This is a genomic window from Mesorhizobium sp. WSM3859 (assembly GCF_002295065.1).
GTDB lineage: Bacteria > Pseudomonadota > Alphaproteobacteria > Rhizobiales > Rhizobiaceae > Mesorhizobium.
The window spans coordinates 358,640-371,076 of record NZ_NSGG01000002.1; the positions used below are offsets into that span (position 1 = coordinate 358,640).

Below are 12,437 nucleotides of genomic sequence, written 5' to 3' on the forward strand. Positions count from 1 at the left end.
GGGAGGATTCCATCCCAGAGAAGTCGCTGCCTGAAGGTCAACTAGTTGTGCTTCTCTCGCAGCTAGCTTGCCATCTACCACCCTCCGCGACGTTGCCACGAAACGCTCCGCGCCACACAACCTCCCTCACTGTCAAAAACGATGGACTGGGCAACAAGAGCTTCACCGTGTACGCGAGCGGCAGCCGAATACACTACATTGCCACCTTGGAGGATGCTTCGGGTGCCGACCAACCTGAAGGTCTGGAATCCCTCTCCAAGTAGCCCGCAGCTTGGAAGGCGCTCCTGCGCCTATTTCTTGATCAGCGCATTGACCAGCCGGTCGACATGGCCGCCGTCGCGGTGCTCGCGCGCGTCGAAGGCGTTCTGTTTCGCTTCAAATTCCGCGTAGACGGCATCGATCCGGCGCCTGGCCTCGCGATGGGTGGCGGTGCAGAACCAATTGTCGGCAAGCTTCAGGCCGGCAATGGACTTTGCGGTGGCGCGCATCATGGTCGTGGCAATGCGACCGTGGTGATGCTCGTGGGCATGAACGCCGGCGAGGAAGCGCCGCCAGCGCCGCTCGAGCTTGGGTGTTGGAGGCGAGGCCAGGCGAGGAAAATTGTAGGTGAGTTCCATCGTTCCGTCGGCGCCTCGCAACCTGCAGACCCCGGCATCGCGGTCCACGTCCAGCTTCCAGTTCACCACATAGCTGGTGTCGGCGATGGCGCGGGTCATGAAGCCATGCTTGGGACCTTTGCGGTTCATCGCTTCGACCAGGGCAGCACCCGTCGCGCCGGCGATGTCATAGTTGCGCGTCGTGACCAGCACCTTGGTGCCGGCCAGGGCCTCCGGGGCGGCGCCGTACAGGCCGCCGAGCGTGATGAGGCATGTAAGAACCGCCAGGCGCATGGCCCATTTGCTCCCTATCCGCAAAGAAGGAACTATAAGCCGCTTGCAATTTCAAGCCTAAGGAGCCGGTCGGCCCGAACCGCAGATGGTTGTCGGTGGAGCAGACCACATGCCCCGGTAGACCGGGCCTTCGCCGGCTTTGTTGGAGCGGCGGTCGAGACGGCCCGGTCGGAGCGGCTCACATGCCCTGGTAGACCGGGCCTTCGCCGGCTTTGTTGGCGCGGCGGTCGAGACGACCCGGTCGGGAGCGCGCCTCACATGCCTTGGTAGACCGGGCCTTCGCCGCCTTGTGGCGGCACCCAGTTGATGTTCCGGTTCGGGTCCTTGATGTCGCAGGTCTTGCAGTGGACACAGTTCTGCGCGTTGATGACGAAGCGAACGTCCTTGGCGGACGGATCGGCGGCGGCGTTGCCGTCCTTGTCCACCCATTCATAGACGCCGGCCGGGCAGTAGCGGGTCGAGGGACCGGCAAAGACGTCGTGCTCGGAGCGCTGCTGCAGCGCCATGTCGCCGACGATCAGGTGCACCGGCTCGTTTTCCTCATGGTTGGTGTTGGACAGGAACACCGAGGAGAGCCGGTCGAAGGTCAGCACGCCGTCCGGCTTCGGATAGGCGATCTTCTGATGCTTGTATGCCGGTTCGAGCGTCGCATAGTCGGCCTTGCCGTGCTTCAGCGTGCCGAAGGGCGAGAAGCCGAACAGCGTGTTCAGCCACATGTCGAGGCCGCCGATGCCTACGCCGACGATGGTGCCGAAGCGCGACCACAGCGGCTTGACGTTGCGCACCTTCTTCAGGTCCTTGCCGATGTCGCTGCCGCGCCAGGCTTCTTCGTAGGACACAAGCTCGTCATTGGCGCGGCCGCCGGTGATCGCCTCGGCCACATGCTCGGCCGCCAGCATGCCGGACAGCACCGCATTGTGCGACCCCTTGATGCGCGGCACGTTGACGAAGCCGGCCGCGCAGCCCATCAGCACGCCGCCCGGGAAGGACAGCTTCGGCACGGACTGCCAACCGCCCTCGGTGATGGCGCGCGCGCCATAGCCGATGCGCTTGGCCCCCGCGAAGGTGCCGGCGATCGCCGGATGTGTCTTGAAGCGTTGGAACTCCTCAAAGGGCGAAAGCCAGGGGTTCTTGTAGTTCAGGTGGACGACGAAGCCGACCGCCACCTGGTTGTCCTCGAGATGGTAGAGGAACGAGCCGCCGCCGGTCTTCATGTCGAGCGGCCAGCCGAAGGAGTGCTGCACCAGACCCGGTTTGTGGTTCTCCGGCCTGACCTGCCACAGCTCCTTGAGGCCGATGCCAAACTTGCCCGGCTCGCGACCGTCAGCAAGCTGATACTTGGCGATGAGCTGCTTGGCCAAAGAGCCGCGCGCGCCCTCGCCGATCAGCACATATTTGCCCATCAGCGCCATGCCGGGCGCGTAGGCCGGGCCATGCGTGCCGTCCTTCTCGACGCCCATGTCTCCGGTGATGACGCCGGTGACAGCGCCGGCATCGTTGTAGACGAGGCTTGCCGCGGCGAAGCCCGGATAGATCTCGACGCCCAGCGCTTCGGCCTTGGTCGCCAGCCAGCGGCAGACATTGCCGAGCGAGACAATGTAATTGCCGTGATTGTTCATCAGCGGCGGCATCAGGAAGTTCGGCAGGCGGAACGAACCGGCCGGGCCGAGCACCAGGAAATGATCGTCGGTCACCGGCGTCTTGAAGGGATGATCGCCCTCCTCGCGCCAGCCGGGCAGCAGCCGGTCGATGCCGATCGGATCGACGACCGCGCCGGACAGGATGTGCGCGCCGACCTCGCCGCCCTTCTCCAGCACGACGACGGAAAGCTCAGGGTTGAGCTGCTTCAGGCGGATCGCCGCGGCAAGGCCGGCGGGACCCGCGCCGACGATCACCACGTCGAATTCCATGCTTTCGCGTTCGATATCGCTCATCGACCCCCTCTATAGCTTGCCGCATTCTCGCATTGTGCTGGCTCACGCGCTGCATAGCGCATCAATTCGCGACGCGAAACCGGCGCTGACGTGACAACGCCGATTTCGACAAAAAGTCGCGGTTTCCCTACGAAAAGGCAGCAGCACAGGCCATGGCCAAGCATAGGCCAGACCCGGCAGGTTGGCAGGCCAGGCGGCGCCTGCATGTTTTTAATTGTTCGACGGCTTGGTTATCGGCAATACTTCGCGCCATGCGCAGTCCAGGGCCCTCCGGCATTCCATCGAAGCGCTTACTCTTCACGCCAGGCTTGGCCTGGCGGGCGGTTCTTCCGCTCCTCTTTTTCAGCGTGCCGGCCTTTTTTGCTACGCTAGTCCGGGCCGATCCGGTGAAGGTCTGGACCACCGGCGCCTATTCCTTCTCCGACGAGCTGGGCGGCTTCCGCATCACCGGCGCTTCCGGCATCGGCACCAAGGAAGACCCGCTGGTCATCAGGGAGGAGTTGAACACGGCGACGCCGGTGACGCTGACCATTCGCGCGACCAAGCCGATCGAGCCCTTCGGCAAGGCCGGCCAAGTCGCCAACGGCGTGATGTATATGCGCATCGACGTGCTCAACAACAGCGCGCTCCCCTGGGTGGAGTTCCAGTTCGAGCTGCAGGAAATCCTCGACCAGCCGAGCGTGTTCGGCGATGGCCTGTCCTTCGACCAGCGCAACAAGACGCCCGACAACATCTGGTCGAGCAATTTCGCTGACTTCGAGCGCAAGTTCGAACCTTACGACCAGTTGCTGTTCAGGAACGGCAAGGTTGATCCGCTAAAGTCGGCAACCTTCGATTTCCTGATCACCGATTACACGCCGCGCTGGACGTTCTATATCGTGCAGGATCCGAGGATCCCGACCGGGTGAACAGGCGAAGCGGTTGGCGAAAGCCGCGGAGCGCGTGATCTCCCCCCTCGAGGGGGAGATTAGCAGTCGCCAACCTTGCAAATTTGAACCGCGCGGACGATGGTGGCGCCATGACTGCCGCCTCCCCCAGAACACCAGCCGAGATCGCCGAGTTGCTCGCCTTCTATGCCAGCGCCGGCGTCGACGACGCGCTCGAAGACACGCCGATCAACCGGTTTGCCGAAGCGGCGACAATGCCAGTTGGACGCGGGCCGGCCGAACGCAGACCTGCCGAACGGACGCCGGCAGCGCCGCGCCGCGAAGCCGTGCCCGAGAGCCGAACGGTACCCGAGCAGGCTGTGGAACGCGTTGAGAACCCGCCAGCGCCCTTATCCGGCCTCGACGCCAGCAATATTCCGGACGCACCCGCGCGGGCGCCGGCGGCCGCGGCCGTTCCCGACGAGGCACAGGCGGCCGCGGCGCGCCAGCTCGCGGCAAGCGCTTCGACGCTCGATGAACTGCGCCAGTACATGGCCGCCTTCGACGGCTGCAATCTCAAATTCACCGCCAAGAACCTGGTCTTCGCCGACGGCAATCCGAACGCCGACCTGATGCTGGTCGGCGAGGCGCCGGGACGGGACGAGGACCTGGAGGGCCTGCCCTTCGTCGGCCGCTCCGGCCGGCTGCTCGACCGCATGCTGGCGGCGATCGGCCTCGACCGCGGTTCAGCCTATATCGCCAACGTCATTCCATGGCGGCCGCCGGGCAACCGCACGCCCACGCCGCACGAGACCGAAATCTGCCGCCCCTTCATCGAAAGGCAGATCGAACTGGTCAATCCGAAGGTGCTGGTCAATCTCGGCGGCCCGTCGGCCAAGACGCTGCTCAACACGACCGAGGGCATTCTGCGCCTGCGCGGCAACTGGCGGGTGCACACGACCGCATCGGGCATAGCCATTCCGGCGATGCCGACGCTGCACCCGGCCTATCTCTTGCGGACGCCGGCGCACAAGAAGCTGGCCTGGCGGGATTTTCTCGAAGTGAAGGCGAAGCTGAGGGCGATGGCGGCTTCCCCTTCTCCCCTTGTGGGAGAAGGTGGCGCCGAAGGCGACGGATGAGGGGTGTTCCAGGGAATGCCAGCGTCTCACTCCGCTGGAGCACCCCTCATCCGTCTCGGCGCTTCGCGCCGATCCACCTTCTCCCACAAGGGGGAGAAGGGGGAGCTATAACCTCCCAGGTAATTGAATTGCGCCGCCCGCCGCCTTACTCATCCGTCCATGACCACATCCGAACCGTCCGCCGGCAGCCTCATCCGCGAATGGCGCACGCGGCGGCGCATGAGCCAGCTCGATCTCGCCATGGAGGCCGATATATCGCAGCGGCATCTCTCCTTCGTCGAGAGCGGCCGCGCCCAGCCGTCGCGGGAGATGGTGCTGCATCTGGCAGAGCAGCTGTCGATCCCGCTGCGTCAACGCAACCAGCTGCTGCTCGCCGCAGGGTTCGCGCCGAGCTTCAGCGAGAGATCGCTCAGTGACGCAACGCTGGCGCCAGCGATGGCCGCGGTCGAGACCGTGCTCAAGGGCCACGAACCCTTTCCGGCGCTGGCGGTGGACCAGCACTGGAATCTCGTCTCCGCCAATGCCGCGATCGCCCCGTTCCTCGCCGATATATCCGAGCCGTCCCTGCTCCAGCCGCCGGTCAATGTGCTGCGGCTCAGCCTCCATCCAGGCGGCGTCGCGCCGAGGATCGTCAATCTAGCCGAGTGGCGCGCGCATCTGCTGGAACGGCTGAAGCACCTGAGCGACGCCACCGGCGATCCGGTGCTGATCGAATTGGAGCGGGAGTTGCGCGCCTATCCGTCCGGCATGAAAAGCAGCCGCCCGACGCCAGTCGAACCGAGCGGCATCGTGCATCCGCTGCGGCTCGCGCATGGCGATCAGGTGCTGTCCTTCATCAGCACCATCACCGTGTTCGGCACGCCGCTCGACGTCACGCTGTCGGAACTGGCGATCGAATCCTTTTTCCCGGCCGACGAGCAGACGCGGACAGTGCTGGTGCGGCTGGCGAAAGAGCGTGCCCCCAACCGGTAGCGTCGGCGGGACAGCACCCCCCTCTGGCCTGCCGGCCATCTCCCCCGCAAGGGGGGAGATTGGCAGCTCCCGCGCCTCGCATGTCCTGCACCGTGGGTGGTTGGCGAAAGCAGCGACGACAGCTGATCTCCCCCCTTGCGGGGGAGATGGCCGGCAGGCCAGAGGGGGGTGTGACGGAACTCAGCCTTTGAAGCTGTCTCTTTGAAACAGCTCACCCCTGCGGTGGCGTCGCCGTCCTGGTGCGGGTACGCTCCAAGCCCAATCGCCGCTCGCGCCAGATGATGAAGATGCCGGCGGCGACCACGATCACGCCGCCGATCAGCGTGTTGAGCGAGGTCACGTCGCCGAAGACGAAATAGCCGACGACGACGCCGAGGATCATCGAGGTGTATTCGAACGGCGCCACGACGGAAGCCTCGGCATGGCGATAGGCCGCCGTCATCAGGATCTGGCCAAGCCCGCCGCAGAAGCCGCCAATAACAAGCAGCGCCGCCTGCAGCGGCGTCAGCGCCTGCCAGCCGAAAGGCAGCGTGAACAGCGACAGCACCGAAGCCGTCGAGGAGAACCATAGAACGATGGTCGCCGTCTTCTCCGTCTGCACCAGATTGCGCACCAGGAGCATGGCGACCGCCGAAATCGCGGCGGCGATCAGCGCGGCCAAGACGCCGAGCACCTCCTGGTCGTCGAGGCCTTGATCGGAATTGAGCAGCGTCAGTTCGGGCCAAGAGATGACCAGCACGCCGGCAAGACCGATGACGACCGCGCTCCAACGATAGACGCGGATCGTCTCGCCGAGGAAGATCGAGGAGAACACGACGACCAGCAGCGGCTGGGCGTAGTTCAGCGTGATCGCCTCGGGAAGCGGCAATCTGGTCAGAGCGAAGAAGCCGAGCCCCATGGCGCCGACGCCGACAAGGCCGCGCGCGATATGGTTGAACGGCCGCCTGGTCGTGAAGGCGGTGGCGAGCTCGCCCTTGAAGGCCAGGAAGGCGATGATCGGGAAGATGGCGAAGAAGGACCGGAAGAAGACGATCTGCCCCGCGGGCACGTCGCCGGCCGCCTTGATGCAGGTCTGCATGCCGACGAAAACCGTCACCGAGACGATCTTTAGTGTGATGCCGCGCAGCGTGCTGTGGCCGACGGCATGATCGACGGTCATCTTGCCTCGTAAGGATGATCGGGAAACGAAGCCGCAAATGAGGCCTTTGCGCAGTTTTGTCGAGTGGCGGTTTCGTGTAAAGAGCGCGCACCTCAAAATTCTTGGACCAGCAAGCCCCGCTGGCCCACCCAAATCGACAGGAAAAGCCCAAGGAATGCGCACCGATACCCGCCATGTCTTCAAGCTCGAAGACTATCGCCCCAGCGACTATCTCATCCCGAGGACCAGCCTCGACTTCCGCCTGTCGCCGGACGCGACCCATGTCACCGCGCTGCTCACCATCGAGCGGCGCGAGGGCGTCGCGGCAACGGCGCCGCTGGTGCTCGACGGCGACGGGCTGACGCTGCTCGGCGTTGCGATAGACGGGCAAGCGCTCGCGGCCGGCGACTATGAGGCGACGCCGGACCGGTTGACGATCCTGAAGCCGCCGGCAGCGCCGCGCTTCGAGCTTCGCCTGGAGACGGAGATCGCGCCTTCGCGCAACGAGGCGCTGATGGGCCTCTATCGCTCCAACAACGTCTATTGCACGCAATGCGAGGCGGAGGGCTTTCGCCGCATCACCTATTTCCTCGACCGTCCCGACATCCTGTCGGTCTATAGCGTGCGTATCGAAGCTCCGCACAATGAGGCGCCGCTGCTGCTCTCCAACGGCAATCCCGTCGAACGCGGCGCGCTCGCCAACGGCAGGCATTACGCGGTCTGGCACGACCCCTTCCCCAAACCCTCCTACCTCTTCGCGCTGGTGGCGGGCGCACTCGGCAAGGTGGCGGACAGCTTCACCACCATGTCCGGCCGCGAGGTCGAGCTCGGCATCTATGTCGAACCCGGCAAGGAGCGGCTTGCCGGCTACGCGATGGACGCGCTGAAGCGTTCGATGAAGTGGGACGAGGAAGCCTTCGGCCGCGAATACGATCTCGACGTCTTCAACATCGTCGCCGTGTCGGACTTCAACATGGGGGCGATGGAGAACAAGGGCCTCAACGTCTTCAACGACAAATATGTGCTGGCCGACGAGGAGACCGCGACGGACGCCGACTTCGCCAATATCGAGGCGATCATCGCGCATGAGTATTTCCACAATTGGACCGGCAACAGAATCACTTGCCGCGACTGGTTCCAGCTCTGCCTGAAGGAAGGGCTGACAGTTTACCGCGACCACGAGTTCTCCGCCGATCAGCGCTCGCGAGCGGTGAAGCGCATCGCCGAAGTGCGCACGCTGCGCGCGCACCAGTTCCCGGAGGACCAGGGGCCGCTGGCGCACCCCGTGCGGCCGCGGCGCTACCGCGAGATCAACAACTTCTATACGGCGACCGTCTACGAAAAGGGTTCGGAAGTGGTGCGCATGATCCGCACCATCCTCGGGCCGGAGACCTTCCGTGCCGGGATGGACCTCTATTTCGAGCGGCATGACGGCCAGGCCGCGACGATCGAGGACTTTCTCAAAGTCTTCGAGGACGTATCGGGCCGCGACCTGGCGCAATTCGCGCTCTGGTATCACCAGGCCGGCACACCGAACCTGACGGTGAGCTCCACGCACAATGCGGCGGCCAGGGAGTTCACGCTGGAGATCGAGCAGTCGGTGCCGCCGACGCCGTCGGAAAGCCGCAAACGGCTGATGCATATTCCCCTTGCGTTCGGACTTGTCGGCGCCGACGGCAAGCCTGTCACCTGGGACGCCGTCGAGGGCGCGACGGTGGATGACGGCGTCATCCATATCCGCAAGCGCCGGCACACGGTGCGCTTTTCAGGCGTTTCGGAACGGCCTTCGGTGTCGCTCAACCGCGGCTTCTCGGCGCCGATCACGCTTTCGGTGCAGCAGAGGGCAGACGACCAGTTCTTCCTCGCGGCGCATGACAGCGACGCCTTCTCGCGCTGGCAGGCGTTCAACACGCTTTTGACCGACGCGCTGATCGCGGCCTTCCGCCAGATTCTCGGCGGCAAGGAGCCGATCTTCGCGGCACGGCTGGCCGAGCTTGCCGGCAGGATTGCCGGCGACGAGGGGCTGGAGCCGGCCTACCGGGCGCTGGCGCTCGCGCTTCCAGGCGAAGCCGACATTGCCCGCGACATCGGCAAGGGCATCGACCCCGACGCCATCTTCGCCGCGCGCGAGGCGCTGGCACGGGCGATTGCGGAGGCAAACCGCGAGGCCTTCCTGGCGCTCTACGGCAGCCTTGCCGACAAGGGTCCGTTCCTTCCGGACGCGACGAGCGCCGGACGCAGGGCGCTGCGCAACACCTTGCTCGACTATCTTTCGCTGCTGCCGGAGGGCGCGGGCCTCGCCGCGCGGCACTTCAACGCCGCCACCAACATGACCGACCGCGCGGCGGCACTTGCCGTGCTGGCGCACCGCCATTCGGGCACGGCCGAGGCCGAAGAGGCGCTGGCAGCCTTCGAGGCCCGCTATCGCGGCGACGCGCTGGTGCTCGACAAATGGTTCCAGATCCAGGCCGGCGTGCCCGGCGGGCGCACCGTCGACAAGGTGCGCGACCTCATGCGGCATCCAGCCTTCTCGATCGCCAACCCGAACCGCGTGCGTTCGTTGATCGGCACCTTCTCCAGCGCCAACCAGACCGGCTTCCACCGCGCCGACGGCGAAGGCTATCGCCTGTTCGCCGAGACGGTGCTGGAGGTCGAGAAGCGCAATCCGCAAGTGGCGGCGCGGCTGGCGACGGCGCTGCGCTCCTGGCGCTCGCTGGAGCCCGGACGCCAGGCCAAGGCCAAGCAGGCGCTGCTCGACATGGCCAAGGTCGAGAACCTGTCGGCTGATTTGCGGGATATTGTGGAGCGGACGCTGACGTAGCGCTGCCTCTCCTCCCCCCCTTGTGGGGGAAGGTGTCGCCGAAGGCGACGGATGAGGGGTGCTCCAGATGCCACGAGCGTCGCACTCCGCTGGAATACCCCTCATCCGTCTCGGCGCTGCGCGCCGATCCACCTTCTCCCGCAAGGGGAGAAGGGAAGGCGAAACGACAAATTTCAATCAACTTTTAATCTTTTTCGCCCGCGCCTCTGGACAATGCGAATCGGCTTTGATTCTTTAATGGCGATTCGGGCGTGCGGCGTATCCGGGTCATCCAGTATACGGCAGATCGGGGAGTGCCATTTATGGCCAAGGCGGACGCGTGGGGCGCGCCCGGAGGGAAGGCTTTTGCGCGTCGTAAGGCAAGGAGCGATGGACTTGCCGGCAATACGCGCCTGATCGCCGAACCCACCTATCAGCGGCTCTTGGCCGCCGAGCCGTTTCTGCGCCGATCGATCCCGGCGCTGATCGTTATTTTCCTCATCGTCATCGCGGCGCTGCGCTTCCTGTCACTGATGAACGAGCATGACGAGATCGAGCGCGACGCCAAGGCGGTGCTGGCGCTGGCCGCCGGCCAGATGGCGCAGGCGATCACGGCGGACCCCAACGCTGCGGGCGCCAACGCCATCAGCCTGCTGGAAAACACCAGCCGCCAGGGCGCCATGAGCCGCGCCCATGTGCTCGCGATCACCGATGCCAACTTCAAGGTCATTGCCGTCTCGCCGTTGTCGACGGGTTGGCAGGGCCGCACGCTGGACAGTGTGGTGTTGGGCGGCCAGCCGCTGTTCATGTTCGGCGACCGCGCCGGCGTGATGGATGTCAGCATCTCAGGACAGGACTGGTTTGCCGCCGTCAGCCTCAGCGGCGATCGCAAGCACGCGGCCGCCGTGCTGGTGCCGCAGGGGGCGGTGTTCGACAGCTGGCGCAAATCGATGTCGCTGAACGTCACGCTGTTCGTGCTCACGGCCGGCGTGCTGATCGTCATCCTCTACGCCTATTTCGGCCAGGCGGCGCGCGCCCAGGCGGCGGACCGCATCTATCTCGAGGCGCATCAGCGCATCGACATGGCGCTGGTGCGCGGTCGCTGCGGGCTGTGGGACTGGGACATGGTGCGCGGCAAGATGTACTGGTCGCGCTCGATGTACGACATGCTGGGCTATGAACCCTGCGACGCGATGCTGTCCTTCGGAGAGGTCGACGAGATCATCCACCCCGAGGATGGCGACCTGTTCGAACTCGCCAACCGCATCGTCGAACGCGAGATCGATCATATCGACCAGGTCTTCCGCATGCGCCATGCCGACGGACAATGGGTGTGGATGCGGGCCCGCGCGCAGGTGATCGACCCGGAAGCGCCGGAGATCCAGCTGATCGGCATCGCCGTCGACGTCACCGAACAGCGGCACCTGGCGCTGCGTTCGGAAGCGGCCGACATGCGGCTGAGGACCGCGATCGAGAACATCAACGAATCCTTCGTGCTGTGGGATGCCTCCGAGCGGCTGATCATGTGCAATTCGAAGTTCCAGAAGGACAATGGGCTGTCGGACCGCGATGTCGTGCCGGGCGTAGGTCGCGACGCGCTCGAGGAGCGGATGCTGGCCTTCGCCTCGGAGCGCAGGCTTGCCAACGCCAACGGACCGCATGGCGGCGTCACCCTGGAGCGCCAGCTTGCCGACGGGCGCTGGCTGCAGGTCAACGAGCTCAGGACCCGCGACGGCGGCATCGTCTCGGTCGGCTCCGACATCACCCAGATCAAGCTGCATCAGGAGAAGCTGGTCGACAGCGAGCGCCGGCTGATGGCGACGATCCACGATCTCAGCCTCGCCCGCCGCGCCGAGGAGGAACGCTCCAGCGAACTGGTCGAGCTCAACCGCAAATACATGAAGGAAACCGAGCGTGCCGAGGCGGCGAACCGCGCCAAATCGGAGTTTCTCGCCAATATGTCGCATGAGCTGCGCACGCCGCTCAACGCCATCATCGGCTTCTCCGAACTGATGCAGCAGGGTCTGTTCGGGCCGCTCGGCTCCGAGCGCTACGAGGAGTACGCGACCGACATCAACGGCAGCGGCAAATACCTGCTCGGCGTCATCAACGATATCCTCGACATGTCGAAGATCGAGGCGGGCCAGTTCTCGCTCGATCGCGAGGAGATCGACCTCTGCCCGCTGATCAGGGAAACGGTGCGGGTGATCTCGCTGCAGGCGGCGGAAAAGTCGATCAATGTCGAGACGCGCATCGCCGACACGATGCGGGTCTATGCCGACCGCCGCGCCATCAAGCAGATCGCCATCAACCTGCTCTCCAACGCGGTGAAATTCACTGGACAGGGCGGCAAGATCACGGTCAGGGCGCGCAACACGTCGGGCGCGCTGCTGCTCACCATCGAGGACAATGGCTGCGGCATTCCCAAGCAGGCGCTGAGCAAGCTCGGCCGGCCGTTCGAGCAGGTGCAGAACCAGTTCTCCAAGAACCACACCGGCTCGGGCCTCGGCCTCGCCATCTCGCGCTCGCTGGCCGAGCTGCAGGGCGGCGCATTGAAGATCCGCTCGACCGAAGGCGTCGGCACGATCGTGTCGGTGCGCATCCCGCTGAAGAAGGCGCCGACCGCGGTGAAGGCGGCGGCTTAGGCCAGACCCGTTTCACCCGCTGTGCTGCCCAAAACAGGAGAAAACGTCCGCTC

General features: G+C 65.1%; 8 protein-coding genes. 5 read left to right on the forward strand and 3 right to left on the reverse strand.

The features are described from left to right. Window positions 1-290: 290 nt before the first annotated feature. Window positions 291-890, reverse strand: a complete 600-nt coding sequence (locus tag CK230_RS05600) for a DUF922 domain-containing protein (protein ID WP_095816179.1) — start codon at window positions 888-890, stop codon at window positions 291-293. 254 nt (window positions 891-1,144) lie between these two features. Then, complete coding sequence (locus tag CK230_RS05605) at window positions 1,145-2,824, reverse strand: electron transfer flavoprotein-ubiquinone oxidoreductase (RefSeq protein ID WP_095816180.1); 1,680 nt, start codon at window positions 2,822-2,824, stop codon at window positions 1,145-1,147. A 251-nt stretch (window positions 2,825-3,075) separates the two neighbouring features. On the opposite strand from CK230_RS05605, the gene CK230_RS05610 reads away from it, so the two are divergent. The 3 genes from CK230_RS05610 (at window position 3,076) to CK230_RS05620 (ending at window position 5,801) form a co-directional block, all read left to right on the forward strand. After that, window positions 3,076-3,732 carry a hypothetical protein gene (locus CK230_RS05610; RefSeq protein WP_095816181.1) on the forward strand — a complete coding sequence of 219 codons (657 nt, stop codon included), beginning with the start codon at window positions 3,076-3,078 and terminating at the stop codon, window positions 3,730-3,732. Window positions 3,733-3,842: 110 nt separating this feature from the next. Then, window positions 3,843-4,829, forward strand: a complete 987-nt coding sequence (locus tag CK230_RS05615) for a uracil-DNA glycosylase (protein WP_095816182.1) — start codon at window positions 3,843-3,845, stop codon at window positions 4,827-4,829. 159 nt (window positions 4,830-4,988) lie between these two features. Next, entirely contained in the window at window positions 4,989-5,801 is an 813-nt protein-coding gene (locus CK230_RS05620; protein WP_095816183.1) for a helix-turn-helix transcriptional regulator, read from the forward strand. 211 nt (window positions 5,802-6,012) lie between these two features. On the opposite strand, the gene CK230_RS05625 is transcribed toward CK230_RS05620, so the two are convergent. Next, window positions 6,013-6,960: a DMT family transporter gene (locus CK230_RS05625; RefSeq protein ID WP_095816184.1), complete on the reverse strand. Its 948-nt coding sequence runs from the start codon at window positions 6,958-6,960 to the stop codon at window positions 6,013-6,015. 154 nt (window positions 6,961-7,114) lie between these two features. On the opposite strand from CK230_RS05625, the gene pepN reads away from it, so the two are divergent. Further along, window positions 7,115-9,760: an aminopeptidase N gene (pepN, locus tag CK230_RS05630; protein WP_095816185.1), complete on the forward strand. Its 2,646-nt coding sequence runs from the start codon at window positions 7,115-7,117 to the stop codon at window positions 9,758-9,760. 302 nt (window positions 9,761-10,062) lie between these two features. Continuing rightward, window positions 10,063-12,384: a PAS domain-containing sensor histidine kinase gene (locus CK230_RS05640; protein ID WP_095816187.1), complete on the forward strand. Its 2,322-nt coding sequence runs from the start codon at window positions 10,063-10,065 to the stop codon at window positions 12,382-12,384. The last annotated feature ends 53 nt before the right edge of the window (window positions 12,385-12,437 follow it).

What these genes read in the sequence shown, in the direction of transcription:
- CK230_RS05625 (WP_095816184.1), bottom strand. Translation starts at nt 6,960, where the DNA reads ATGACCGTCGATCATGCCGTCGGCCACAGCACGCTGCGCGGCATCACA.
- CK230_RS05620 (WP_095816183.1), top strand. Translation starts at nt 4,989, where the DNA reads ATGACCACATCCGAACCGTCCGCCGGCAGCCTCATCCGCGAATGGCGC.
- CK230_RS05615 (WP_095816182.1), top strand. Translation starts at nt 3,843, where the DNA reads ATGACTGCCGCCTCCCCCAGAACACCAGCCGAGATCGCCGAGTTGCTC.
- CK230_RS05605 (WP_095816180.1), bottom strand. Translation starts at nt 2,824, where the DNA reads ATGAGCGATATCGAACGCGAAAGCATGGAATTCGACGTGGTGATCGTC.
- CK230_RS05610 (WP_095816181.1), top strand. Translation starts at nt 3,076, where the DNA reads ATGCGCAGTCCAGGGCCCTCCGGCATTCCATCGAAGCGCTTACTCTTC.
- pepN (WP_095816185.1), top strand. Translation starts at nt 7,115, where the DNA reads ATGCGCACCGATACCCGCCATGTCTTCAAGCTCGAAGACTATCGCCCC.
- CK230_RS05640 (WP_095816187.1), top strand. Translation starts at nt 10,063, where the DNA reads ATGGCCAAGGCGGACGCGTGGGGCGCGCCCGGAGGGAAGGCTTTTGCG.
- CK230_RS05600 (WP_095816179.1), bottom strand. Translation starts at nt 890, where the DNA reads ATGCGCCTGGCGGTTCTTACATGCCTCATCACGCTCGGCGGCCTGTAC.